The following is a 26658-nucleotide window of genomic DNA, read 5'->3' as shown; positions in this document are numbered from 1 at the left end:
AGGTTGTCGAATCACTAGGATTACTGGACACTTCCCCAGTATTTTCTTTAGATGTATCTGGTGATACATTCTCTGAATTCGTTGTTGATTCTTCTGCAGGTTGAACTGGATTTTCTGCTCCTTGATTTGAGGTTCCTTCTGTTGGATTTACTGGAACTTCTTCTACAGTTTTTTCTGAAGTTTCATTTTTGGAGTCATTATTTTCTGGTTTATTTGACTCTCCAACTTTATTTGTATCACCTTGATTAGATTCAGTTGGTACTGTTTGCCCATTCTCTTCTGTTATTGCATTACCAGAATTTTCAGGTTTTGTTGAAGTTTCGTCTTTTGACTCATCTTTTTCAGGTTTGTTTGTTTCTTCAACTGAGGTTGTCGAATCACTAGGAATACTGGACATTTCCCCTGAGTTTTCTCCTGGCTTAGGAGTTGCATCAGCTACAGTTCCAACTTGTCCATCCCTAAATTCTGGAACAGCCTCATACTGTCCGTTAATCACTTGTATTTTTGATGGACTCTCTATAAAATTCGGTGCAATCGTATAATCTACCTTTTGTTGATCTATTGGAGTGGCTACTGATTTCTCTTGATTACTTACCTTAGAATCAGAAGTCGTTTTTCCCTCTTTGATATATCCAATATATGTGTAACCTGAAATCTCTTTAGGAAGAGGTAATTTTTCTCCAGAGGTCAACTCATAGTCAGTATTGTAATTCAGTAAAAGATTATTTTCTAAAGCATGGGCTGATACTAGGATACCGTTTCCTATCCCTGCAACCAATACTAAATGTAATACCGTTTTATTCTTAATTTTTTTCTTGGAAACAGCAAAAACTAAAATCCCCAGAGCTGCTAAACTAGCACCAGCAACTAAGGCTTGCATCTCATTCTTGCTTCCAGTATTTGGCAATTCTCCCAGTTGATTTTGAGAATTTAACTTATAAACAAGATAATAAGTCTCATCATCATTCTCCACGTATGTCGGAATATCATATACAAGCTGCTTCTTTTCTTCTGATGATAGCTCTGACTCTGTCACATATTTGTAGTGAACACCTTTAGTCTCTTGAGCAGCCACAGATGAACTAGTTAATACAGACATAAAAAATAAACTCGAAATCGTTGCAGATACAAGTCCTACTGATAATTTTCTAAATGAAAAACGTTCTTGTTTTTCACCAAAATACTTTTCCATTATTCCTCCTTGAAATAAAATTTTAAAAATATGTAAGCCTAACTTTTTTATATTAGTGTACTATCTATAAAAAAGGGAACATACTTTAATTATACTCTTTATTTAGCAAAAAGTCTTAAAATTGAGTTGCGTTTTCATACTTTTTTTATATATAAAATACCAAGTAGTAGTTTTGCAATTCCCTATTATTTTTTGGATAAAATGTAACCTACCATGAAATTTCCACGGCAGGTGTTACTCATATCACTAATCGTTCTAAAAATGGTTTGATGCAGTTGAGGAGAATTCCTTCTATCCAACTTTCTTGTGCTGAGGATAGATGTTCTGTCTGAAGGCTTTCTTTTAAAAAGTCTCGGACTTGTTCTGGTGAGATTTCAAACTCAAAGGCTTTCATTTTATAGAAAAAGTCGAGCAGATGATCTGACAGATATTCAGTTGAAAAAGGCACTTCTCCACTTTTTCGATATTCTAATAAGAGCCGAGCAAAGCGGGATTTTTCTTCAGGAAGCTCACGGAAATAGGAATTGAGGAGCCAGGTCTGCTTCTGCTTTCTTTCAATTGGATCCTGAGCTGCAATTCGTTGGTCTTTTTCCAGCTCTTTTTGGTATTGCTTGGCCTTGATAGCCCGTTCTGCTCTATTTTTACCAAAAAGAATTTTCTCCCACTTGCGTTCTTCTTGAGTTAGGGTCTCTGTAAAGCCAAAGTAATCCTGATAGGCACGCTCCGCTGGGCCCATGGCTAGGACTAGATTGTCTGCATATTGCTTGGCGATTTTATCCCTCTTTTTGCGCTCTTTCTCTGCTTGGATACGGAGTTCTTGTTCGTAGTCAATTTTCTCCTTGCCTAGCTTGACAAGGTATAGTTGGTCATCCGATTTCCCAAGTAAAAAGGGTTTGATACACTTTTCAAGGACTTCTTCCATCCGGGCCTTTTTATTTGGCTTCGCCTTGGTCCAACTTCCTCCCTGAAAGACTTCTAGGAAGAGATGGTAATCTCTCTCAGGTGCAAATTGATTGCCACGATTGGGTTTAAAAACACCTTTTTCCCAGAGCCATTTTAGAAGTCGCTCGTCAAAGTCACTTTTATTGACCTTGATTTTTTCCTTTTTCTGAGCTTTTCTGGTTAGATTTTCAACCTTTCTAAGCAGTTTTTCTTCCTCTTCCAATTGCTGGTTAAGGGTCAATCGATGAAAATGCCTAACACAGTCGCTACCAATTGGAAAGAGGCGTTGGCCTGTGACACCGTTAAAGAGTTCATAAGCGTATTTGATGGCATTTCCACAGACACAATTGCTACGGCCAATACCGTTAAAAATCAAGGAAACTTCATTCCATTCCTTGGTAGCTTGTTCCCAAGTATCCGCTTTTGAAGCCTGTAAAACTGCATCATACAGGGATTTTCTAACTAAAAGTGTCATGAGGTCTCCTTTCTAATATTCAATGAAAATCAAAGAGCAAACTAGGAAGCTAGCCGCAGGCTGCTTAAAACACAGCTTTGAGGTTGTAGATAAGACTGACGAAGTCAGCTCAAAACACAGTTTTGAGGTTGCAGATGAAGCTGACGTGGTTTGAAGAGATTTTCGAAGAGTATAAATTATACTTTTACAACTTGAACCTCGTCTTTACCGAGTAAAATCAAGTATTTTTCAATATTTTCAATCGAATAGGCTCGAGATAAAGCTTCTCCATAAAGGGCTAACTGACCACGATAACGGTCTACGAGTTGACTGGGCTCATCATAGCGGTCTGTCTTGTAGTCGAACAGAACGATTCTATCCTCATAAAGCAGATAGCCGTCCAAGATTCCACGGACAACAAAGTCTTCCTGACTCTTTTGGTCTCGTTTGAGCATGGAGAAAGGTTGCTCGCGATAAAGATGGTTGGTATTAGCGATAATTTCCTGACCGAGTGCTGTGTCAAAGAAAGCAAGAATTTTATCAAGATTGATCTTGTCTCTGACAGCTTGGCTAGTTTGAACTTGTTGGAGAGTTTCTGTTAGGCTAGCAAGCGTTGGTCTCTGACTGAGATCCATTCTCTGCATGAGTTCGTGGGTAGCACTACCAATTTCAGCTCCTGTTACCTTTTCTTTAGTTGAAAAATCTGGTAAATCAAAGCTAATTTTCTTGTCTACTGACTGGTCTTGACCAGCAATCTCGACACCCTCCATATCCATAACGGGTTCGTAGAATTTCTTGATTTGACTTGGGGTTTGAACACTAGGCAGTTCAATGGCTGCCCGGTGAAGAGTATTATAAACTTCCACCTCTTTTAGCATTTCAAGAGCTTCTTTAATGGTTTCTGACTGACGATTGTCTGCTTGGGAGCTATCTTGGAGAAGACTCTTGGTTTCCAACTGACCGATAGCTTCTTTAGTCAACTGATCTTCTCCAACAAAACGATAGCTAAAGTTGAGATAATCCTTGGCAAACACTTTACTGATAGTCCAAATCCAATCTTGGAAATTCTTGCCTTGAAGTCTAGTGTTACTATTTAGTTTTCCATTTTTAGCTGCTGGGTATTCCTTGGCTTCCAGCTTTTCACGAGAACCCTTGCCGACAAGATAGAGTTTTTTCTCAGCTCGCGTCATAGCAACATACAGCAAACGCATCTGCTCAGAATAGCTTGCCAGCTGTAATTCCTCTTCGTTCTGCCTATAGGTCAGACTAGGAATGGAGAGTTTGATGGTTTTAGGATAGTGGGCTTCCACTGCTCCTGTCTCCATTTTGGCAATGTATTTGACACCTAGTCCATTTTTACGACTGAGAATGACTTCTGACATAGAGTCTTGCTTGTTGAAATCTTGATCCATATTGAGGATAAAGACGTAAGGAAACTCCAGCCCTTTACTCTTGTGGATGGTCATGAGCTCTACTGCGTCCTTAGGTGGTGCAACTGTAACGCTTGCCAGATCGTGCTGGGCTTCTAAAACTTGGTTAATCATACCAATAAAACGAGACAAGCCCTTGAAATTGCTCTTTTCAAATTGATCAGCACGCAGTGATAGGGCATAGAGATTGGCCTGTCTAGCAGGACCATTTGGCAAAGCTCCAACATAATCATAATAAAAACGGTCGTTGTAAATCTTCCAAATCAAGTCATAGAGGGAGTGGGTTTTGGCATACAGGCGCCAAGAAGCTAGGACATCCATGAATTGCTTTAGTTTCTCAGCTAGAGCTGTGTGAATCAATCCTTTTTGGCTGCTTGTCAGTTTTTGAGCATTGATCAGTTTCTCATATAGATTTTCTTGGACTTTATCCTCTGCTTTCTGAAGGGACAAACGTGCTAACTCATCCTCATCAAAGCTAAACATTGGAGACTTCATAAGGGCAACCAAGGCATAGTCTTGCAGGGGATTGTGAATGACACGAAGGGTGTCTAGCATGACTTGCACTTCTAGGGATTGGAGATAATTGTTTTGCTCTCCGTCGGTTTTGACAGGGATCCCATACTCAGACAGGGCGAGGAGAATCTGGTCATTACGACTGCGACTGGAGGTCAGAAGGGCAATTTCCTTAAAGGCAACACCTTGTTCCTTGTGGAGTTTCAGAATCTCCTTGATGACTAAGCGCATTTCGCCTGTTAGTTTCGTTTCTGTTTGACTCTCTTCTTCCTCACCTGTGTCGTTCTTGTCGTAGAGGAGAAATTCAGCCTTGTTCTCAGTATTAGGAGTTAGTTTGCTATTGGCAAAAACAAGCTGGTGTATGTTATCATAGTTGATTTCGCCGACCTCTTGATCCATGAGACGTTCAAAAACATCATTGGTTGCTGACAGCACTTCTGAACTGCTACGGAAATTTTCCTTGAGGAGAATGAGCTTGCCATCTTTTGGATTTTGCGCATAGCGTTGGAACTTTTCATTGAAAATCTGCGGGTCTGCCTGACGGAAACGGTAGATAGATTGCTTGATATCCCCCACCATAAAGCGATTGTGGCCATTAGACAGCAATTCCAGCATTCGTTCTTGAATATGGTTGGTATCCTGATACTCATCGACCATGACTTCGTGGAAACGCTCCTGATAAGCTTCACGGACTTGCGGGAATTTCTCTAAAATCTCAATGGTGTAATGGCTGATATCAGCGAATTCAAAGGCATTTTCCTGACGTTTACGCTGACGATAAGCCTCCACAAAATCGCTCATAAAGGTTTGGAAGGTTTTAGCTAGTTTCCAAGTGTCTCCATGATAACGTTCTTGATAGTCGAGAATCGTTATCTGGTCTGACAGTTGTCCTAGTTTAGCAAACTGGGACTTTCTCTCTTCGTTGTAGGCATCGGCCAGTGGCTTCAAATCAGCCTTACGACTCGCATTGGTCAGAGCTCGGCCGTTTTTCTCTTTCGAAATTGCGACAACACGCGCAAGCACTGATTGAAAAGCCTTACTATCGGACTCTTGATTTAAGGAGCCAATTTCATCCAGAATCAACTGAACATTTTCTAAATAGGCAGCCTTAGGAAACTCCTTGGCATCGTTATCCAGATGATAACGGAAAAAGCTTTCCAAATCCCAAAGGGCTTGTTTGATTTGCTCAGTCAGTTTTTCTTTTTCATTGGTAAAATCAACCTCTTCAAAACCTTTGAGGAAAGATTCACTCAGCCACTTTTGAGGATTACTGGTGGATTGGAGGAAGTCATAAATTTTATAGACTTGCTGGCGCAGCCCCCGTTCATCTTTTCCACGTCCAACAAAGTTTTTCAGCAAATGACTAAAGGTCTCTTTCTGCTTACCTTGGTAATGGGCTTCAAAGACCTCGTGGAAGACTTCGTTTTTTAGAAGGAGTTGCTCGCTTTGGTTTTGTAAAATACGGAAATTAGGCGCAATATCAAGCAGATAGCCATGTTTACCAAGGAATTTTTGTGTAAAAGAGTCCATGGTTCCGATGGCTGCGTTGGGTAGGTCTGCCAACTGGCGACCCAAGTGTTGTTTGAGGTCAACGTCATCGCTTTCTTGGATTTGTTGGCTGATTTTTTTCTCCAAGCGTTCTTTGAGTTCAGTCGCAGCCTTGACGGTAAAGGTTGAGATAAAGAGTTGAGAAATTTCGACACCACGCGCCAATTGGTCCAGAATGCGCTCTGCCATGACAAAGGTCTTTCCAGAACCAGCCGATGCTGAGACCAGGATATTCTGGCCAGAAGTGTAGATAGCTTCGATTTGCTCGGCAGTTTTCTTCTGTTCCTTGCTCGAATTTGCTTCTGCTTCTTGCAGTTTTTGAATTTCCTCCTCAGTTAAAAAGGGAATAGGCTTCATCGATTCAACTCCTCTCTTATTTTTTCAAACCAAGCTTGCTTGAGTTTTTCTCCGACCAGACGCTTGCCATCAGCTAGGTCCAACTTTTCTAGGAAACGGGCTTGACCCAAGTGGTAATTGGCTTCAAAACCTGTGATGGATTGATGTTGCTGGACGTAGGGGGCAATGCTTCTGCCATTTTCGGTATAAGGATTAATGGCGAACTGGCCTGTTAAAATCTTCTCAGCTGCTTTCTTGTAAAGATGGGCATTGTAGTCCAGTAGGAGCTGGAATTCCTCATCTGTCAGCTGATTAGACTTGTTTTTATTGTAAAATTCGCCCAAATGACTGCTTTCTTTTTCTAAAAAGAGTCCTTGGTATTTCATAGACTTGCTGGATTCTACTACTGCACCTGCCAAATTCTTAACGGTCAACAGAGATTGAACAGGTTCAGCCATTTCCAAGTACATGGCACCGAAAAAGTTCTGCTCCCCCTCTCTTTTTAGGGCAGCTAGGTAGGTTGGCAGTTGGGAATTAAGACCATTAAAGAAATGAGGAAATTGGAACTGGGTCAGACTAGACTTGTAGTCTACTACTCCTATCGCCCCATCAGCTTTCAATCGGTCAATGCGGTCAACCTTGCCTCGTACAAAGACACTGCGTCCATTGTCCAATTGAATAAAGGCCTGCTCTTTCCCACCGAAATTCGCCTCTTCTTTGATGGTTTCAATAGCTGGATTGTGACGGAGAATGTGGCCAGTCGTCCGTGCCACATCAAGCAAAACTTCCTTTGTAAACTGGGCTTCCAAACTTTCCTGATAAATAGCCTCAAATTCCCGTTCCTGACTGGTTTCTTGGATAGCCTGTTCCAAACGTTGGTCAAAGGAATCTTCGTCAGGCAACTGCAAGGCACGTTCAAAAATGCGGTGCAAGAAATTTCCGTGACTGCGGGCATCAGGACGCAGGCGTAATTCTTCTTGCAAGCCTAAAACGTAGCGAAGAAAATAACTGTATTCATTGCGATAAAACTCCGTCAAACCAGAGGTAGACAGGTAAAACTCCTGATCAGCAGGATAGAGAGCCTGCAAGGTATCCTTGGTCAAGGGCTTGCTGCTTGGACTTGTTGGAAGGGCAGGATTTGCAAGGCCTCTTTGGTCTAGTTTTTTACCCATGACACGTGCCAGAACCTTGACAAAGGTCAAATCTTGCTCCCTATCACTCGTCTCGCCCTGCTGGTGATAGGCAACCAGACTAGACAAAAGACTGTGATAGGACCCCATATCTTCCTTAGACAGCCCTTTGTGATTCAACCTCTTCTCTCTCCGCCTAAATCCAAAATGGACTAGTTCTTGAAGATAGGCTGACTCCTTACTTTCACTTTCGTTAAAAAGGCTTGGAGCCGACAAGACCAACTGCTTACGAGCAGAATTGACCAAGGAAAGCATAGTATAGCGATTTTTCTTGAGGTTTTCACTGCTGGCAATCAGTAATTGAACGCCTTCTTCTGTCGCTTGATTTAGGCTCTGTCTTTCTTCGTCTGTCAAAAGACTGGTGTTTTGCGCAATTTTTGGTAAATGATCCTGAGTCAGCCCAATGGCATAGACAAAGTCAGCCGTTAAGGGCGCAATCAAATCGTAACTCTGCACCAGAACGGTGTCCACTGTTGCTGGAATGGTACGATACTGAGATAGACTCATCCCAGAATGAAGCAAGGCCAAGAAATCCTCCAGACTAACCTGTGAACCAGCAAAAACAGTCGCAAATTGTTCTAAAACATGACAGAAGGCCTTCCAAACTTCGGCCTGTCTTTCCTGTTCAAGAACTTCCATAGTGGCTGTCAAATCTTGCAACTGCTTGGTCACCTCTCCTTCTTTTAGAAAAGAATTCCACTTTTGCAAGAGATTTTCAGCCTTTTGTTTTCGACTGGCAAAGAGGGTTTCAAGAGGTGTTAAAATACGCAGACGAAGAACATTTAAACGTTCCAGATTAAATTTTCCATGGTGGGATTTGGTAAAGGTTTGCTGAAAGGCTGGCAAGCCATTGATACCAAGATAGCGGATATATTGCTCAAATGAGTCAATATCAGCTTGACTAAGGTCGGTATACAAACCTGTTCTGAGGAGATTAATCAAATCCTCCTGACGGAAACGATAGCGTTTTAAAGCCAAAATAGATTCGACAAACTGAGTTAAAGGGTGGTGGGCCATGGATTCGCTTTTGCCTAGATAGAAAGGAATCTGATACTGGTCAAAAATAGTTTTAAGAGATAATTGATAAGACGCTACATCCCCCAAGAGAATACGAAAATGCTTGTAACTCAGGTCTGAGTTCTCATGTAATTTCTGACGGATGCTACGGGCTACCAACTCCAACTCTTCCTTTTGCGTCAAACAAGACCAGATTTGTAAGTTTTCACGGTCCTTCTCATCGACATCCAAAGCGAGTTCTGAAAAGTCACAAGAAGACTCCAACAAACGAGAGGCCTTGTCAAAGCTATCCATCTTCTCATGAGTTTGAGAATAGTCCTGAGCAGGCGTTTGGTATTTAGAGGCCAGATGATGGAGAAACTCCACACTAGCTTGGTAGAGATTGCCCTCTCTAAAAGGACTGGCATAAGCTTTCTTACTAGCATAAGCCCCAATAACAATCTCAACTCCCTTGCCATGAAGTAGGTCCACAATTCGCTCTTCTTCGGCAGAAAAACGGGTAAAGTCGTCAATAACCAAGGAAATTTGAGTGAAATCACTACTTACCTTGTGATTCTCGATAGCCTCAATCAAATGGGACAACTGACTTCCCTGAGCCAACTGGCTTTGATTGAGATAAGCCGTTACCTTCTCAAAAATCAAGAGTAAATCGGCCCTCTTGTCCTCATCCGTCAAACTCTCCAAGTCCAAAAAACTCATTTGAGCAGTCGTCATCTCGTGGTACAATTCAATCAACTGCTGGATAAATTGAGGATCCTGCTTGATAGCGCCATAAACACGTAATTCCTTGGGATCGAGTTCCGCAAGGCATCTGTAAAAGACCATCCCAAGACCGATGTCATCTAGACTAGTCTTGGCAGGCAAGTCATTCAAGACTAGGTAACGAGCCATTTGAGCAAAGCGCGTGACGGTAATCGCAAAAGAAGCCTGCTGGGACAAGCATTCCAGCACGGCGCGTTCCTTTTCAAAAGAAAGAGAGTTGGGAGCGATGTAGAAGACTCGCTTGCCAGCAACAACTAGCTCCTCCGCCTCTCTGGTTAGAATTTCAGTCAAAGAAGTCCGAATATCAGTATAAAGTAATTTCATCTCTGCCTCGTTGGAATTTTTCATTACCCTATATTATACCATGATTAGTCTCGTAAATCTGTTAAAATATTTAGGCCATCCATTCTTTTCTTCATCATCTGCTAAATATTAAATACTTAGCTTTACTTGTATATAGAATAAATCTGCCTACTGAAAATCACATAATAAAAAAAGCCTCGGTAACAAGGCTTTGAGTTTTATGATTGTTTCTTAGGTACGGAATACACTTCAATGTGTTGTCCTAGTACCTTGATGTCGACTGGTAGATTATCTGATTTATCGCCATCGACATCCGACTCTAATTCGATATCAGAAGAAATTTTAATAGTACGCGCTTTTATATATTCAATATTCTTGATAGAATGATTGAACTATAGTAAATTGAAACTAGAATAGTACACCGTGGATGCTAAAATATTTCTAGAAATTAATTTGATTTCCCTAATCAAGCTGTTCGTATATTATTTCAACCTACTATAAATCGTCTAAGAGAAACAACCGATAAGAATTGGCACAAAAGCGACCGTATTTTTGTTACCAATACAGGAAAACCAGTTCATAGTTCCGTCTTGAGCAAGTCTCTCCAGCGAGCAAACGAACGCCTTAAAAAACCAATTCCCAAACATCTGTCCCCTCACATCTTCAGACACACCACTATTAGCATCTTAGCAGAAAATAAAATTCCTTTAAAAACAATCACGGACGGGGTTGGTCATTCCGACTCTGAAGTCACTACTTACATCTACACCCACGTCACAAAGAACATGAAAGATGAAGCAATCAATGTACTGGATAAAGTTATGAAAAAGATTTTTTAAAAAGTTTTGCCTCTCAAAATCGAGTAGGGGATAATCTCTAGCCCCTCTCACACCACCGTACGTGCCGTTCGGCATACGGCGGTTCAACTAACTTTTAACGCATGTCGTTCAAGGTAATAATCCAAACACGAAACCAGTCCTCGTTTTTCAAGGACTGGTTTTGATATAGCACGTTTAAGTACCGACTTCTGAGCTACTAATTGATAATGGTCACCCCAGCCAGATACCTTATCTGCTATCCATTTAGGAACTCCTAACTTAAGCAATCCCCATAGTCGTCTCGATTTCTTCTTCCATTGCTTCCAGATAATCACTCGTAGGCGAGTACGCAAGCGCTCATCTATGCTGGTGACAATACTTTTCATATTTCCCAATGAGAAATAGTTTATCCATCCTCGAATGGACAAATTCAGTTGCTCAATACGTCTTGTTAGGTCTATACTCCATTTCCTCTGTGTTAGTTTCTTCAATTTAAACTTAAATCTCCGAACACTATCTTGATGGGGACGACTTTTCCAACCATCTGATGATTTCCAGAACCCAAAACCTAAGTATTTCAGCTCTCTTGGTCTGGTAATCTTAGTCTTGGTCATATTTACTTTCAAACCTAGCCGTTTCTCAATAAAACGACTAACTGAATACATCACACGCTTAGCGGCTGCCTCGCTTCCGACCGTCATCACACAATCATCTGCGTAGCGCACAAATCGAAGTCCCCTCTTTTCTAATTCCTTGTCCAATTCATTAAGCATGATATTGGATAAGAGAGGAGATACATTTCCTCCCTGTGGTGTGCCAACTAGCGTTTTATGACGCTGACCATTAATGATAACACCTGAATGAAGATACTTACGAATCAAGGATTCCGTATCTCCGTCTTCGATAATATTATGTACTAAGGACATCAATCTATCTTGAGGAACCGTATCGAAAAATTTCTCTAGGTCTATATCCACTATCCACTCATAGCCGTCATTTAAGTACTCTAAGAACTTCCTGATGGCTTTTTCACATGACCTATTTGGTCTGAAGCCATAACTCGTATCTGAGAAATGAGATTCACAAATGGGGCTCATGACTTGGACAATGGCTTGTTGGATTATCCTATCCATCACTGTCGGAATTCCTAGTTGACGGATGCCTCCGTTTGGTTTAGGAATCTCAACTCTAAGAACTGGTTGAGGCTTATATTTTCTCTGTTTTATCAGTTCCTTAGTCAAGCGCCAGTTTTGTCTGAGATAATTATCCATCTCTTCTATAGTCATTCCATCAATCCCAGCTGAGCCTTTATTGGATTTTACTTGATTGTAGGCTTCCAGCATATTTTCGCGTGATACTATCTTATCTAGCAATTTTGACATGTGCCTATTCCTTTCTTGTTTTGGTGTCTGAGGGATATCTTATATTGGTGAACCTTCATCTAGTCAATACGTGACAGACTCCAGTTCTATCAGACCGTTCGTTTTACAGACACAAGTGAAGTAGGATTACTTCGATCTGTCGTTTTCTCTTTCTAGCGACAGACCTCAAACAGTCTCTCCCCAGACTGTTTGAGTATTCACCCCTTCGCTCCACTTCCATTACAGAAGTTTCCTCACTACTATGGGTTCGGCTGACTTCTCATGATTCCTTGTTACTACGCATTCAGCGCTCATGAGACCTCACGGGATAAGTCGTACATCTTTCCTCGTTTACTCTCGTGATTTACGCATATAGGTTACGACTACCTTTTTGGACTTTAGAGTTTGAAGCCTCCTTATCCGCTATATACGCCTTACTATCACGTTCCTGTTCGTAGAGCCACGATTTCGCTATCCCTTCCTCTCCCCGCTACCTCACGATAGTCAGGCTTGGGAATCGCTATTGGGTTCACCGGTAGCGGGTGCCCACGGAGGACTTACACCTCAGATGCACGACATGCCCGTCGTACCAAAAATAGCCCTTCGGATAAAATCCGAGGGGCTAGAAACGTTGTTAAATCAACGGCCGAACTTTTGAATTTCAAGGTTCGGGATAAAATAGTTTACTGAACTACTTTATTTTTTCAAGTTGTAGAATGATTTCAATCCACGGTATTCTGCTACTTCACCAAGTTGGTCTTCGATGCGAAGCAATTGGTTGTATTTAGCGATACGGTCTGTACGTGAAAGTGAACCAGTCTTGATTTGTCCTGCGTTAGTTGCAACTGCGATGTCAGCGATTGTTGAATCTTCAGTTTCACCTGAACGGTGTGATACAACGGCAGTGTAACCAGCTTCTTTAGCCATTTCGATAGCTTCAAAAGTTTCAGTAAGAGTACCGATTTGGTTAACTTTGATAAGGATTGAGTTAGCAGCACCTTCTTGGATACCACGTGCAAGGTAGTCAGTGTTTGTTACGAAGAAGTCGTCACCAACAAGTTGTACTTTCTTACCAAGACGTTCAGTAAGAGCTTTCCAACCATCCCAGTCGTTTTCATCCATACCATCTTCAATAGTGATGATTGGGTATTTGTTAACCAATTCTTCAAGGTAGTCGATTTGTTCTGCAGATGTACGAACAGCAGCACCTTCACCTTCAAATTTAGTGTAGTCGTAAACTTTACGTTCTTTATCGTAGAATTCTGATGAAGCACAGTCAAATCCGATAAATACGTCTTTACCTGGTACATATCCAGCAGCTTCAATCGCAGCAAGGATAGTTTCAACACCATCTTCAGTTCCTTCGAAACGAGGAGCGAACCCACCTTCGTCACCTACGGCAGTTTCCAAACCACGTGATTTAAGGATTTTCTTAAGAGCGTGGAAGATTTCAGCACCGTAACGAAGGGCTTCTTTAAATGTTGGCGCACCAACTGGCAAGATCATGAACTCTTGGAAAGCGATTGGAGCGTCAGAGTGAGAACCACCGTTGATGATGTTCATCATTGGAGTTGGAAGAACTTTAGTGTTGAATCCACCAAGGTAGCTGTAAAGTGGGATTTCAAGGTAGTCAGCAGCAGCACGAGCTACAGCGATAGACACACCAAGGATTGCGTTTGCACCCAATTTACCTTTGTTAGGAGTACCGTCAAGAGCGATCATAGCACGGTCGATAGCTTGTTGATCACGTACATCGTAGCCAATGATAGCTTCAGCAATGATGTTGTTTACGTTGTCAACAGCTTTTTGTGTACCAAGACCACCGTAACGAGATTTGTCACCGTCGCGAAGTTCAACTGCTTCGTGTTCACCAGTAGAAGCTCCTGATGGAACCATACCACGTCCGAAAGCACCTGATTCAGTGTAAACTTCTACTTCAAGTGTTGGGTTACCGCGTGAGTCTAGAACTTCGCGAGCGTAAACATCAGTAATAATTGACATTTTTTACTCTCCTTATGAGTTAAATTTTTTACACCTCTATAATACCTTAAAACCCCTCCTTTTTCAAGAAAAAACGTTATCTTTGTGCAACTTTTCCTTAACTTTATAAAGTAATCGCTTTCTTTTGTCTGTTTTATTCTAACTTTTATGATATACTGTTTTCATGACAGATTTATCAAAACAATTACTTGAACAAGCTCATGGTGGAGCAAAATTAAATCCGGATGAGCAAAGACGCTATCTTGGTACTTTTGAGGAAAGAGTTCTTGGATATGCAGATATTGATACAGCAAATAGCCCTCAGTTAGAAAAAGGATTTTTATCTATTTTAGAAAACCTTCAGGAAAAAGCAGAGCCACTATTTGTGAAGATTTCACCAACTATCGAATTTGACAAGCAAGTTTTCTACTTAAAAGAAGCAAAAGAAACTGATAGTCAAGCTACCATAGTATCTGAAGAGCATATTACTTCTCCCTTCGGTCTGGTTATCCATAGCAATGCACCCGTTCAAGTAGAAGAAAAGGATCTTCGACTTGCTTTTCCAAAACTTTGGGAAGTTAAAAAGGAAGAACCATCCAAAACATCCTTATGGAAAAAATGGTTTGGCTAAATATTGCGCATAGTTAATAAGTGCCCAATATTGGCAGCCGTGTGCTCCAGATAGAGACTGGCATTTTTCAAACTATCTTCCAAAGGTTCATTTTTCTCCAAAATAGAAAAGGTGGCTTGGATATTTTCAAATGGTAAGGGAGGTAAATCTTCAGCAAGACTACCGCAAATAGCAATAACAGGAACTCCGACAGGGGTTCTTTTTGCAACACCTATAGGCGCTTTCCCAGCAAAGCTTTGACTGTCCAGTCTACCTTCTCCAACAATCACCAAGTCAGCATCTGAAACTTTCTTATCAAAGTTGATTAAGTTCAAGCAGGTATCAATTCCCGACACGATATTTTCCTGAGCAAAGGCACACAAACCGCCAGCAATGCCTCCACCAGCTCCTGCTCCTTTAATTTCCAATGTTACAGGTGAGGCTTTTTCATAAAAATCTTGGATTGCCTGATCTACGACTGCAAACATAGTAGGATCTAGGCCTTTTTGCTTGCCAAACGTGTAGGTCGCACCTTGAGGACCACATAAGGGACTGACGACATCTGCTAAAATACGAATTTGCACATCTTCAGGAATTTCATAACGATTTTCTATTGAAACAGAACCTAAGTTTAATAAGGATTGACCGGAAGCAGGCAAGACATTTCCATCCCTATCATAAAATTGATAACCTAAACCAGCAGCAATCCCCAGTCCTCCATCATTACTGGCCGTGCCACCAACACCGATATAAATATCTTTAATCCCTTTAGAAATGAGATGGAGAATCAACTCTCCAATACCACAAGTTTGGATTTGAAGTGGATTTCGTTTCTCTAGCGGAATTTTTCCAAGACCAACCAAGTCAGCTACTTCAAATAGTGCCAGTTCCCCTTTTTGAAAATAGCGCATGGCTTCTTTTTGTCCAGAAGGGTCTGTCACTTGGATCCATTTTTCTTTTAGGTCAAGAGAATGTCGGATAGCATCTACAGTACCTTCTCCCCCATCACCAACAGGGCAGAGGAGACATTCTACATCTGCTATCGATTGTTGGAAGCCTCTTTTTATTGCTTCAGCTACCTGTTGAGCTGTCAAGCTTTCCTTATACTCAATCATTTTCAAAAAGCAACCTTGTCCATTGTCTGCTGACAGTGGACTTTAAAACGCTTTTTTCCAGTCCTTGAATAACTTCTTGAAGCTTATCAATGACGGCTTCCAATGTTTGGAAAGCCTTATTTTTGAAACCTCGTTTTCGAATTTCTTTCCATACTTGTTCAATAGGGTTCATTTCTGGAGTATAAGGTGGGATAAAAGCCAACTCAATATTACTTGGAATCTCTAAGGTATTTGATTTATGCCATATAGCATTATCCATGACAAGTAAAATATAGTCATCTGGATAAGCTTGTGAGACTTGCCTTAGAAATTCATTGATCCACTCAGTATTGCATCCTCCAGCAATGAGGAAAAAGGAATCTCCTGTCTGAGCATCTACTGCCCCATAACAATAGCGATATTCTCGCATATAATGACTAGGAATGCTAGGTCGGATTCCTTGAGGAGCCCAACAAGAACTCATCTTACTGATTCTTCCGAAACCAGCTTCATCTTGGTACATCAAACGTACTTTGTTATAAGTCCCCTCTTCTTTAAAGCGCTTACTTAAGGTTTCGAATCTAGATTTTATTTTTAGACGTCTCAATTGTCTGAGCGTCTGCCTTCTTGGGATGCTCAGGTCGAGGAGTGACCGTTCGCCAACCATGTCGTTTCAGGAGATAATAGAAACCATCACGTGTGGAAGTGCGACCAATCTCTTTTTGATAGGCTTCAAATAACTAATTGACAGTTACAAATTCCCCAGCCTGAGCAGCTTCTATATGACGTTTTAAAAATGCTTGTTCTTCTTCGTAAGTCATATATTCTCTATGACGTCCACCACGGGTCTCTTGAAGAAGCGCTTCTAAACCAAACTCCTTATATTTTTTCAAATTCCTCCAAACAGTTGTTTTATTGCAATCTAGCAGATCCATGATTTCCTTATAACTCTTTTCTTTTGAGCGAAAATAAATAATCTGTAGACGTTTGTGATATTTGGCGTACGATGAATCTCTTAGGAGTTGTTCAATTTTTTGTGTTTCTTCGTTTGTAAGTTTCATAACTACTATTATAAGATGTTTTTTGATTTTAGGATAGTATTAAACGAATCCGGTGCAATTACAATCTTCATATTTTCCCTCATTCTAAACAGTCAATCAAAGGAAGAACTTCTAAAAAATCCCTCTTGTCAACATGATTCGGTATTTCTTTTTTGAGTACTTCTTTGGCACAAAAAGCGATTCCTAGTCCCGCCGACTTCAACATCAATAAATCATTGGCCCCATCACCGATTGCAACCGTTCTTTCTTTAGGAAGTTTGAGTTTCTCTCTCCATTTTTCCAGAGTCTCTTTTTTGACCTGGGGACTGATAATTTGTCCAACTAATTTTCCTGTTAGAAGACCATCTTTGACTTCAAGTTGATTGGCAGAGAAATAGGCAATGCCAAGTGATTTTGCTAATCTCTCAACTATTGGTGTAAAGCCACCAGACACCAGACCAACTAGAATGCCATTCTGTTGGAGAATAGAGATGAATTCTTGGGCATTTGGCGTTAGATGAATAGAGTTGAAGACTGTATCAAAGACCGAAATAGGAAGGCCTTCCAACAAGGAAACTCTGTCTCGTAAACTGCTTTCAAAGTCCAACTCTCCTCGCATTGCTCGACTTGTAATCTGCGAAATTTCCTCCTCACGACCTACCTCTCTTCCCAACAAATCAATCACTTCTTCTAGGATTAAGGTTCCATCCACATCCATAACACACAATCCTTTTACTTGAGACATACCTTCTCCTCTCTAAACAGCCTAAAAATCGTATGAAGTCATCATACGATTTTATCTATTAATTAACTAAACTATGGTACAAGTCAAGATATGACTTGCAGGCTGTATCCCATGAGAAATCACACTCCATAGCTTGTTTTTGTAGATTTCTCCAAACATCAGGATGGTTTCTATACAAGTCCAAAGCTGTTTGGAAAGTCCAATTTAACCAATAAGGTGATAGATTGTCAAAGCTAAAGCCAGTACCGCTTCCTTCGATTGGATTAAAAGCGCGAACAGTATCTCGCAAGCCACCAACTTCATGAACCAATGGCAAGGTTCCATAACGCATAGCCATCATTTGAGACAAGCCACACGGTTCAAAACGACTCGGCATGAGGAAGAGGTCACAGGCAGCGTAGATTTCTTGAGCTAGTTTGACATCAAAAGTGATATTTGCTGATAGCTTGTCTGGGTAGATTTGAGCAAACCATGAGAAAGCTCCTTCAAAGGCTGGATCTCCAGTTCCCAAAAGAACAATCTGGACATCTTCCTGCAAGATATGGTGCAGACTTTCGACCACCACATCAAAACCTTTTTGACGTGTCAAACGAGAAACAATTCCCACCAGTGGAACGTCAGCTCTAACTGGCAAGGCAACTCTTTCTTGTAATTTTGCCTTGTTCTGAGCTTTTCCAGACAAATCTTCCTGATTAAAATGATAGTCTAAAAGAGCATCCGTCTGAGGATTATACAGGTCAGCATCAATCCCGTTCACGATACCAGACACCTTGCCAGACTCCATTCGAAGAATTTGATCCAAGTTACATCCGAACTGACTGGTCATAATTTCATGAGCATAGCTAGGTGAAACGGTTGAAACACGGTCAGCATAAAGAATACCAGCCTTCATCCAGTTCAGACAGTTGTTCCAGCGAAGGGTACCATCAGCATAACGTTCAAAGCCAACTCCAAACAAATCCCATAACATTCCTTCTGAAAATTGTCCTTGAAATTCCAAATTATGAATGGTTAAAACAGTTTTAATTCCTTGATAGGCTTGAATCCAACGGTATTTTTCCTTTAACAAGAACGGTATCATGGCTGTATGGTAGTCATGAACATGGAGAAGGTCAGGAATGAAGTCAATCCTTTCCATAGCCTCAATGGCAGCCAGTTGGAAGAAAGCGAAACGTTCCCCATCATCAAAATCACCGTAAACATGACCACGGAAGAAATAATATTGGCTGTCGATAAAGTAGAAAGTCACTCCGTTCAAAACTGTTTTCTTAATCCCACAGTACTGTCTGCGCCAACCAACACTCACCTCAAAATGAAGAACATCTTCAATCTGATTTCCAAATTTAGCCTCTACCATGTCATAGTAGGGTAAAATTACTGCAACTTCATGTCCCGCTTTTACCAGTGATTTAGGAAGAGCGCCAATGACGTCTCCCAGACCACCTGTTTTTGAAAAGGGTGCACCCTCTGCTGCTACAAATAAAATTTTCATGAATGAATATCCTCTGTTACTTTGCTACCTTTCTTAACGACAACTGGATGTTCTGCAGTTCCTCGAATCACAACACCAGGCTCAACTTCAACACCCTTGTCCAAGATAGCATATTCAACCTGAGCTCCTTCTCCAATAACAACACGAGGGAAGAGCAGGCTATCTTTAACCAAGCTATCCTTATGAACATGAATATTACGTGATAGAACAGAATTAGCAACTTGACCTTCAATGATACTACCAGACGCAAACTGAGAAGTGCTTACTTTAGATGTATTAGCATAGTAAGTTGGTTCTTCGTTCTTAACCTTTGTATAAATCTTTTGGTTTGGTGAGAAAAGAGAATAGAATTTTTGCGATTCAAGCATATCTTTATTAGCTTGGTAATAAGACTCTACAGAGTGAATATTGGCTAGATAGCCTGTGTATTCGTAGGCGAAAGCTCCCTCTTTTGCAGCCAAATCCCGTAAAACATAACGCAACTTCTCTGGATGTTCTTTTTTAGCTTCTTCTTCCAAGCGTTCAATCAACCAAGGTGTATCAACGACAAAGATATCTGTAGACATATTGAACGTTTCAGCTGTTGACTTGCTATCAAAGAGTTTATGAGAACGAACATGGTCTGTTTCATCCACTTCTAAGATTGCATTTACTTCTGAAATATCTTTCTTAGCTAGTTTTTTATAAACTACAGTGATAGGCCCTTTTGTTGTACTATGTAGATGGAAAACTTGGTTCAAATCAATGTTAATCAAAACATCACAGTTGAGTGAAACTGTTTGGTTTGACCCAGAACGTTTCAAATAAGTGAGAAGCTGTTGGTAGTATTCTTTTCCAACTGTGCTACTTTCTACACGGGTATTGTAAATTCCTAGATAGTAATGGCTAAGAAGGGTTGATAAGCCCCACTCGCGTCCTGAACGAATATGGTCAAAGACTGAGCTGATATTATCCTGCTGGAAAATACCAAAGACACTACGAACACCTGCATTAGCAAGGCTTGAAAGTGGGAAGTCAATCAAACGATATTTCCCACCAAATGGCAAACTTGCTACTGGACGGTGGTCTGTCAATGTCGACATATCGTGAAAACCAACTGTGTTTCCTAAAATGGCAGAATATTTATCAATCTTCATCTGTTGCTACCCCCACTACTTCATTATATCCTACAACTTGTACTTCATCTGTTCCATCAATTTCGACACCGTCAGAAATAATCGCACCTTCACCAATAATGGCACGTTTAATCTTAGCTCCTTGACCAATGATAGCTCCACTCATGATAACTGAATCAACAACTTCCGCTCCTTCGCGAACTTGCGCGCCTGTTGAAAGGATAGAATGTTTAACAGTTCCATCAACGAAACATCCGTCTACAACTAATGAGTCTTCCACATCAGCATTTGCTCCGAGGAAGTTTGGTGGTGAAATCAAGTTTCTTGAGTAAATCTTCCATTGACGGTTACGACTATCCAAGGCATTCTCTGGAGAAATGTACTCCATGTTCGCTTCCCAAAGAGACTCAATCGTACCAACATCTTTCCAGTAACCGCTAAATTCGTAAGCATAAACACTTTCACCTGACTCAAGGTAATTTGGAATGACATTTTTACCAAAATCTGACATATCTACATTGCTCTTTTCAGCAGCGACTAACATATTACGAAGGCGTTGCCAATCAAAAATGTAGATTCCCATAGAAGCTTTTGTAGATTTAGGTTGAGCTGGTTTTTCTTCAAATTCAACAATACGATTGTTAGCATCTGTGTTCATGATACCAAAACGGCTTGCTTCTTTAAGAGGGACGTCTAAAACGGCTACTGTCAAGCTGGCATTATTATCCTTATGAGACTGGAGCATATCATCATAGTCCATTTTGTAGATGTGGTCCCCAGACAAAATCAAGACATACTCAGGGTTGACACTGTCGATATAGTCGATATTTTGGTAAATAGCGTGACTAGTCCCTTCAAACCAACGATTTCCTTCACTGGCAGAATAAGGTTGAAGAATAGAAACACCAGAATTGATACCATCTAGTCCCCAGCTTGAACCGTTCCCAATATGATTGTTGAGAGCAAGAGGTTGATACTGTGTAATGACCCCAACATTATGAATCCCTGAGTTGGCACAGTTTGATAGGGCAAAGTCAATGATACGGTAGCGCCCACCAAATTGCACAGCTGGTTTTGCGATGCTTTGAGTGAGTTTACCGAGACGAGTTCCTTGCCCACCAGCAAGAATCAAAGCTAACATTTCATTCTTCATTTTCTACTCCTTTTTGGTTTTTATTTGTGACGGTTTTAGTAGATTTCAAGCGGCGTTTGATTTTCCATACACTAGCTCCCATAGCCGGTAGGGTAAAGGTTAAGGTCTGCTCATAATCTTTCCATAGTCCTTCTTGCGTTTGAACAGTTTGATTATGTTCTTTCCAAACGCCTCCCCACTCTTCTAGCTCAGTATTCCAGACTTCTTCGTAAATTCCTGCAACGGGTAGTCCGATTGTAAAATCTTTCCGTTCAACAGGTGCCATATTAAAGACGCAGACTAGCATTTCTCCCTTTTTACCCTTACGAATAAAGGAAAGAACACTCTGGTCTCGATTATCCGCATCAATGATTTCAATACCATCATAGCTGGTATCAATTTCCCACAGACAGCGGTTGTCTTTGTAAAACTGGTTTAGCTGAGAAGTGAAATACTTCATCTTAGCATTCATTGGGTCTTCTAGGTTAGACCATTCCAACTGTTCTTCAGATTTCCATTCTAGGAATTGACCATATTCGCTACCCATGAAGAGCAATTTCTTACCAGGGTGACAAATTTGGTACGTATAGAGATTGCGCAAGCCTGCGAATTGATTGTAACGATCTCCCCACATCTTATGCATCATACTCTTCTTGCCATGAACCACTTCATCGTGTGAAAATGGTAAGAGATAGTTTTCATTGAAAACATACATAAAGCTAAAAGTCACCAAATTAAAGTCATACTTACGGTAAATTGGGTCTTCTTCGTAGAAACGGAGGATATCATTCATCCAGCCCATGTTCCATTTGTAGTCAAATCCTAGACCACCAAGCTCTTTCATTCCTGTAATCTTGGTTGCAGACGAACTTTCTTCTGCAATCATCATCACATCTGGATATTCTAACTTAATAATCTCATTCAAGCGTTGAAGGAAATAATAACCTTCATAGTTGAGATTTCCCCCATCTTTATTAGGTGTCCATGGAGCATCATCATAGTCCAAATAAAGCATGTTGCTAACAGCATCCACACGAATACCATCCAAATGATAGACATCGATCCAATGCTTAATACAAGAAATTAAGAAGGACTGGACTTCATTTTTTCCAAGGTCAAAATTGAGAGCGCCCCAACCATAGTTATGAGCCTTATTATGGTCTTGGTATTCAAAAGTCGGTGTCCCATCATAATAGGCTAAGGCATCATCATTAATGGTGAAATGACCAGGTACCCAGTCTACGATAACCCCAATATTATGGATATGACACTCCTCGACAAAATCTTGAAACTCTTCAGGACGACCATAGGCATGCTCTAAAGCGAAGTAACCCATAAGCTGGTACCCCCAACTCAACCCCAAAGGGTGGGACATCAAGGGCATAAACTCAATATGAGTATAGTTCATTTCAACGAGATAAGGAATGAGTTCATCCTTGAGCTGGGAAAAACTATAAGGACTACCATCAGGATTTCTTTTCCATGAGCCAGCGTGAACTTCATAGATATTGACAGGACGTTCAGCAAAGCCCCAACGTTTTCTTCGTGCCAGCCAAAGTCCATCCCTCCATTTCTTCTCAGGAAGCTCTGTTACGATTGCCCCTGTTCCTGGACGAGCCTCATATCTGACAGCAAAAGGGTCAATTTTCATCAGTTGATGACCATTTTGACGTGTGACATGATATTTGTAAATATGCCCTTCTTGAGCCATGTTGGTAAAGACTTCCCAGACCCCAAAGTCATTTCTTACCATTGGAATCTGACCCTCAATCCAGTTGGTGAAATCCCCCACCAAGTGGACAGCCTGAGCATTGGGAGCCCAAACACGGAAAGTATAGCCATACTCTCCATTCACTTGCTCTTTATGTGCTCCTAGATAATGCTGAAGGTGAAAATTTTCTCCTGTCATAAAGGTGCGCAAAGCTTCTCTTTTATCCATAATACCTCCTCTTTCTCTGTAAGCGTTTTCTATAGATTTATTATACTACCTTTTTAGGGAAGATTCAAGTAAATTACTATACTTCTTTAAAATTATTTTGAAAATCTACAAAAAGTTCACTTTCTCGTTCAATTGTAAAGCAATATTTTTTCAAAAAAATGTGAAAACGCCTTTCTTTTCTCTACTATAATACCAAAAAGTTCGTATTTTTGCTACCAATATTATTTTTTTATAGCAAAAAATAAAACCAGGAAAACAATTTCCTGATTTTACACGTTTGATGAAAATATTTATCAAATTTTCTATACAAGTGAGTTATCAGCTAAGTTCTTTCTATTCGTTCACTTCCAATGATGTGTTAGAATAGCGAGATAGATGGTCTTTATAAAACACTCAAGACGGCTAGACTAATATCATCTAACACATTATCTTCTTTTGAACGACTATTAGTTACCAACATAGCTAAATTTCCTGCATTTTCAAATTGATAGGGTTCTGATTTAGCATTCACAACCACCAAGAGGTGTTCTTTCCCATGAACTTCATAGATAAGGCAGCCGCTATGTTCAATCGCAGAATGCACAAAGACATGATGGTAAATTTCATCATAGCTAGAGTAAGAAAAGGCACCAGTTTTTGTCTTCAATCGGATGACTTGACGGATAAACTCAATACTGTCTTGACGCTCATTGATCAAATCCCAGTTGACTTGGTTCACACTGTCAGGAGCATTATAGCTATTCATCGCACGCTCTCTATCATCATGGGTCAACTCACCATTCTCACCAGTCGCAACCAGTTTGGTCCGACCAAATTCTTGACCGATTTCCATAAAGGCCATCCCTTGCATGAGTAGGTTCATAGCTGTGGCTGTCTCGACCTTGCGCATGATTTGTTCTGAACTTTGGTTTGGATGAAGGGTTGCCAATAAATCGTGAAGATTGTAATTGTCATGGGCTTCCACATAGTTAAGCACCTGATTTGGATGTGTATAGGTTCCTAATTCACGACTTCCTAGGATTGCTTTGGCTAGAATTGGCTCTGTCGCAGCACCGCTGACAAAACCTGACTTGATAGCACCATAAACTTCTCCACCTTTGACAGCATCACGCTGATTGTCATTAAAGAAACCAATACTTGGCATTTCGTAGGCGTTGTCTTTCTTAGCCTTATCATAAGGTGCAAGACCTGTTCCCATGTCCCAACCTTCTCCATAGAGGATAATGTTAGGGTCGATTTCATCTAAGCTTTGACGAATCATCTGCATAGTCTTGACATCATGAATCCCCATTAAGTCAAAACGGAAGCCGTCAATATTGTATTCCTGAACCCAGTATAGAAGAGAATCAATCATATACTTGCGGAACATTTCGTGTTCACTGGCTGTTTCATTTCCAACGCCTGTTCCATTCTGGAAGGTACCGTCTGGATTCATACGATAATAGTAATCAGGGACAGTTGTTTGGAAAGGTGCATCAACAACTGAGAAGGTATGGTTATAGACCACATCCATAATAACACCAATACCCGCATCGTGGTAAGCTTGAACCATGGTCTTCAAATCACGAATAACCTGAGCTGGGTCGTCTGGATTAGTTGAAAAACTAGTTTCTGGCGCGTTATAGTTTTGTGGGTCATAACCCCAGTTGTAGGTTACATTCCCATCCTCATCGTATTCTTTGTGACGGTCTGCAATTGGTTGCAACTGAACATAATTGTAGCCCAGCTTCTTGATGTAATCAAAAGCAGTTGCTTGGCCGTACTGGTTAACTGTTCCAGTCTGTGCAGCACCTAAGAAAGTTCCTCGAAGATGTTCATCCACACCTGAGGTCGGTGATTTGGTCAAATCACGAATGTGCATTTCACAAATAACTGCCTTACATGGATTTGCCAAGCGCCAAGTAGCCTCTGAACCGTGCTTGACCTCGAAGTTTGCAACTTGCTTTTCTTCATGGCTCAGGATAGCTGAACGTTTGCCATCAGGACTGGTCGCGATGGTATAGGGATCGCGTGTCACTGTTTGGTGGTGAGGGAATTGGACTTGATACTGATAAGCCTTACCAGTCAAATCTTCCTCAACATCCAAACTCCAGACACCGATTGTATTGTCCTTGTGATTATAAGAGTAGCTATTGCCTCTCTCCATCTCAAAGGTCTTCCAAACAGGAGCATCATTAGCAGCTGATTCATAAACGACAACCTGCACTTCTGTCGCTGTTGGAGCCCAGATAGCAAAACGAGCCTGATTGTCCTCTACACGGCAACCCAATTCCCCTTGGTAGCCCCAGTGGTGGTCGAAACTAGCGCTATTGATAGCCTTGTCAAAAGCAAAAGGATTTTGATTTTTATAGAAAGGACTTGCAATTGCAGGATTTTCAGAATAATAAATTCTATCATCGCCTTCCAAAATCCAGACCTCTGTTAAGAGGGGATAGTGATTAAAACGGATAGCATATTCTTTACTAGTTTGGCCTGTGTGAACCACAAAATTCAAGCTTTCTAAGGGATGAGCACTTGGGTGTTCAAAGCTAAATAAGGCTCCAAAATAATCTTCTTGGTAAGTTAGTAAATCAATTCGTTGATCCTTACTCTTTACAAAAGAGCAAGTGTCGTATTCACCATTCTTGCGATGGTAATGAATGCGCATAGGGTAGTTATACATTTTTATTTTTCCTTTTTACTTTTTAATTCGTTTCTATTTCACTAATAAATTCTTGACTAATCTCGTCTCGATTGACAAAAAATTCGATGTGATGATGGCAGACTTGAAGTTCAACTGGGGTATCTCCTCCATATTCCCCATCTAGGTTCAGCATAAATGGTTCTTGGTCATCTAAAACTTCTAAACGTAGTTTGCTAGTTTTAAGGTATTCGATATTGACGTCTGAGACATGCTGACCACCATTAATGGCCTGTATCAATAAGCCCAACATATCAAATAGCTTGTCTGTCTTGACCAAAATCAGAGTAAAATTACCATCGTCTAACTTGGTATCAGGCGCTAACTGCTCAAAACCTCCAATGGAATTGGTCAAGGCAACAAAAATCAAGGACACCTCTCCTTCAAAGACCCCCTGATCGTGTGTGATTCTCACTGGACGAACCTTGGTCTTAGGAAACATTTCAATGCCTTTAGCAACATAGGCAAAATAACCAAGACGCGTCTTGACTTCACTTGGAACACTGTAAGTCAATTCGGTTAAGGTTCCAGCAGCGGCAATATTAATAAAATATTTGTCGCCAAAAGCTCGTCCAATATCCATATGAATGGTCTCATTTTTAGCAATAATCTGAGCAGCCGCAACAGGATCACCCATTGGAATTTTTAGGGCACGCGCATAATCATTAGTCGTACCTGTTGGGATGATAGCAAGCCGAGGTCTCTTATCGAGCGAGGCAACCCCATTGACTACCTCATTAATTGTTCCATCACCACCTGCAGCAATAATCAAATCAAAACCAGCTTTGGCTGCTCTCTCAGCTTCTTTTTGTGCCGAAAGAGGTTCTGTAGTCGTTTGAAAGGCACTGGTTTCATAGCCAATATTTTCCAAAACATCCAGCACTTCTGCTATATTTTTCTTGATAATTTCCTGCCCTGAGGTTGGGTTATAAATTAAACGCGCACGTTTTCTTTCTTCTGTCATT

17 protein-coding genes and 2 pseudogenes are annotated in these 26658 nt (G+C 40.8%); 3 read left to right on the top strand and 16 right to left on the bottom strand.

Features of this window, described 5'->3' with window-relative positions:
* The coding region (locus B4W83_RS13090; RefSeq protein WP_210433152.1) for a YSIRK-type signal peptide-containing protein at nucleotides 1–1192 on the bottom strand (1192 nt) is incomplete at its 3' end.
* A gap of 238 nt (nucleotides 1193–1430) precedes the next feature.
* Complete coding sequence (locus B4W83_RS00755; protein ID WP_000174030.1) at nucleotides 1431–2609, bottom strand: hypothetical protein; 1179 nt, start codon at nucleotides 2607–2609, stop codon at nucleotides 1431–1433.
* Between the two features lie 22 nt (nucleotides 2610–2631).
* Between B4W83_RS00755 and B4W83_RS12665 the strand changes: the two genes are divergently transcribed.
* Nucleotides 2632–2763, top strand: a complete 132-nt coding sequence (locus B4W83_RS12665; protein WP_000692919.1) for a hypothetical protein — start codon at nucleotides 2632–2634, stop codon at nucleotides 2761–2763.
* Nucleotides 2764–2785: 22 nt separating this feature from the next.
* On the opposite strand, the gene addA is transcribed toward B4W83_RS12665, so the two are convergent.
* The 3 genes and pseudogenes from addA to B4W83_RS12165 all read right to left on the bottom strand — a co-directional run.
* Nucleotides 2786–6436, bottom strand: a complete 3651-nt coding sequence (addA, locus tag B4W83_RS00745) for a helicase-exonuclease AddAB subunit AddA (RefSeq protein WP_000802636.1) — start codon at nucleotides 6434–6436, stop codon at nucleotides 2786–2788.
* On the bottom strand, nucleotides 6433–9708 hold the full coding sequence (gene rexB, locus B4W83_RS00740; protein WP_000772393.1) for an ATP-dependent nuclease subunit B: 3276 nt from the start codon (nucleotides 9706–9708) through the stop codon (nucleotides 6433–6435). The genes addA and rexB overlap by 4 nt, the downstream gene beginning before the upstream one ends.
* A 197-nt stretch (nucleotides 9709–9905) precedes the next feature.
* A pseudogene (locus B4W83_RS12165) lies at nucleotides 9906–10061 on the bottom strand (diacylglycerol/lipid kinase family protein); the annotation flags it as partial.
* A gap of 105 nt (nucleotides 10062–10166) precedes the next feature.
* Here B4W83_RS12165 and B4W83_RS00735 point away from each other — a divergent pair.
* Nucleotides 10167–10526, top strand: a complete 360-nt coding sequence (locus B4W83_RS00735; protein ID WP_078929799.1) for a tyrosine-type recombinase/integrase — start codon at nucleotides 10167–10169, stop codon at nucleotides 10524–10526.
* 83 nt (nucleotides 10527–10609) lie between these two features.
* On the opposite strand, the gene ltrA is transcribed toward B4W83_RS00735, so the two are convergent.
* A complete protein-coding gene (gene ltrA / locus B4W83_RS00730) occupies nucleotides 10610–11887 on the bottom strand; it encodes a group II intron reverse transcriptase/maturase (RefSeq protein WP_083022211.1) in 1278 nt (425 codons plus the stop codon).
* A gap of 675 nt (nucleotides 11888–12562) precedes the next feature.
* Nucleotides 12563–13867, bottom strand: coding sequence for a surface-displayed alpha-enolase (eno, locus tag B4W83_RS00725; RefSeq protein ID WP_000022813.1), 1305 nt, complete (start codon nucleotides 13865–13867; stop codon nucleotides 12563–12565).
* A gap of 163 nt (nucleotides 13868–14030) precedes the next feature.
* Here eno and B4W83_RS00720 point away from each other — a divergent pair, with 163 nt between their 5' ends.
* A complete protein-coding gene (locus B4W83_RS00720) occupies nucleotides 14031–14477 on the top strand; it encodes a YueI family protein (RefSeq protein WP_000131108.1) in 447 nt (148 codons plus the stop codon).
* Here B4W83_RS00720 and B4W83_RS00715 read toward each other — a convergent pair.
* The 9 genes and pseudogenes from B4W83_RS00715 to B4W83_RS00675 form a co-directional block, all read right to left on the bottom strand.
* Nucleotides 14474–15571 carry a glycerate kinase gene (locus B4W83_RS00715; protein ID WP_087148656.1) on the bottom strand — a complete coding sequence of 366 codons (1098 nt, stop codon included), beginning with the start codon at nucleotides 15569–15571 and terminating at the stop codon, nucleotides 14474–14476. The genes B4W83_RS00720 and B4W83_RS00715 overlap by 4 nt on opposite strands.
* Nucleotides 15564–16611, bottom strand: a pseudogene (locus B4W83_RS00710) (IS630 family transposase). Before B4W83_RS00710 ends, B4W83_RS00715 begins: the two are co-directional and overlap by 8 nt.
* A 79-nt stretch (nucleotides 16612–16690) precedes the next feature.
* Entirely contained in the window at nucleotides 16691–17335 is a 645-nt protein-coding gene (serB, locus tag B4W83_RS00705) for a phosphoserine phosphatase SerB (protein WP_000084502.1), read from the bottom strand.
* Nucleotides 17336–17393: 58 nt separating this feature from the next.
* Nucleotides 17394–18827, bottom strand: a complete 1434-nt coding sequence (gene glgA, locus B4W83_RS00700) for a glycogen synthase GlgA (RefSeq protein ID WP_000697307.1) — start codon at nucleotides 18825–18827, stop codon at nucleotides 17394–17396.
* Complete coding sequence (gene glgD, locus B4W83_RS00695) at nucleotides 18824–19963, bottom strand: glucose-1-phosphate adenylyltransferase subunit GlgD (RefSeq protein WP_000687041.1); 1140 nt, start codon at nucleotides 19961–19963, stop codon at nucleotides 18824–18826. The genes glgA and glgD overlap by 4 nt, the downstream gene beginning before the upstream one ends.
* Nucleotides 19953–21095 (bottom strand): glucose-1-phosphate adenylyltransferase, encoded by a 1143-nt coding sequence (locus B4W83_RS00690; protein WP_000787253.1) that lies wholly within the window; start codon nucleotides 21093–21095, stop codon nucleotides 19953–19955. Before B4W83_RS00690 ends, glgD begins: the two co-directional genes overlap by 11 nt.
* Complete coding sequence (gene glgB, locus B4W83_RS00685; RefSeq protein ID WP_000361115.1) at nucleotides 21085–23013, bottom strand: 1,4-alpha-glucan branching protein GlgB; 1929 nt, start codon at nucleotides 23011–23013, stop codon at nucleotides 21085–21087. Before glgB ends, B4W83_RS00690 begins: the two co-directional genes overlap by 11 nt.
* Before the next feature lie 382 nt (nucleotides 23014–23395).
* Entirely contained in the window at nucleotides 23396–25675 is a 2280-nt protein-coding gene (pulA, locus tag B4W83_RS00680; protein WP_000283049.1) for a type I pullulanase, read from the bottom strand.
* Between the two features lie 22 nt (nucleotides 25676–25697).
* A complete protein-coding gene (locus B4W83_RS00675) occupies nucleotides 25698–26657 on the bottom strand; it encodes a diacylglycerol kinase family lipid kinase (protein ID WP_000134183.1) in 960 nt (319 codons plus the stop codon).
* Nucleotide 26658 lies beyond the last annotated feature (1 nt).

This window comes from Streptococcus pseudopneumoniae ATCC BAA-960 = CCUG 49455 (genome assembly GCF_002087075.1).
Taxonomy (GTDB): Bacteria; Bacillota; Bacilli; order Lactobacillales; family Streptococcaceae; genus Streptococcus; species Streptococcus pseudopneumoniae.
This window is presented reverse-complemented; position numbering and strand designations above follow the sequence as displayed.

Coding starts and splice junctions, on each gene's coding strand:
- B4W83_RS00755 (WP_000174030.1), bottom strand. CDS start 2,609: ATGACACTTTTAGTTAGAAAATCCCTGTATGATGCAGTTTTACAGGCT.
- B4W83_RS12665 (WP_000692919.1), top strand. CDS start 2,632: ATGAAAATCAAAGAGCAAACTAGGAAGCTAGCCGCAGGCTGCTTAAAA.
- addA (WP_000802636.1), bottom strand. CDS start 6,436: ATGAAGCCTATTCCCTTTTTAACTGAGGAGGAAATTCAAAAACTGCAA.
- rexB (WP_000772393.1), bottom strand. CDS start 9,708: ATGAAATTACTTTATACTGATATTCGGACTTCTTTGACTGAAATTCTA.
- ltrA (WP_083022211.1), bottom strand. CDS start 11,887: ATGTCAAAATTGCTAGATAAGATAGTATCACGCGAAAATATGCTGGAA.
- eno (WP_000022813.1), bottom strand. CDS start 13,867: ATGTCAATTATTACTGATGTTTACGCTCGCGAAGTTCTAGACTCACGC.
- B4W83_RS00720 (WP_000131108.1), top strand. CDS start 14,031: ATGACAGATTTATCAAAACAATTACTTGAACAAGCTCATGGTGGAGCA.
- B4W83_RS00715 (WP_087148656.1), bottom strand. CDS start 15,571: ATGATTGAGTATAAGGAAAGCTTGACAGCTCAACAGGTAGCTGAAGCA.
- serB (WP_000084502.1), bottom strand. CDS start 17,335: ATGTCTCAAGTAAAAGGATTGTGTGTTATGGATGTGGATGGAACCTTA.
- glgA (WP_000697307.1), bottom strand. CDS start 18,827: ATGAAAATTTTATTTGTAGCAGCAGAGGGTGCACCCTTTTCAAAAACA.
- glgD (WP_000687041.1), bottom strand. CDS start 19,963: ATGAAGATTGATAAATATTCTGCCATTTTAGGAAACACAGTTGGTTTT.
- B4W83_RS00690 (WP_000787253.1), bottom strand. CDS start 21,095: ATGAAGAATGAAATGTTAGCTTTGATTCTTGCTGGTGGGCAAGGAACT.
- glgB (WP_000361115.1), bottom strand. CDS start 23,013: ATGGATAAAAGAGAAGCTTTGCGCACCTTTATGACAGGAGAAAATTTT.
- pulA (WP_000283049.1), bottom strand. CDS start 25,675: ATGTATAACTACCCTATGCGCATTCATTACCATCGCAAGAATGGTGAA.
- B4W83_RS00675 (WP_000134183.1), bottom strand. CDS start 26,657: ATGACAGAAGAAAGAAAACGTGCGCGTTTAATTTATAACCCAACCTCA.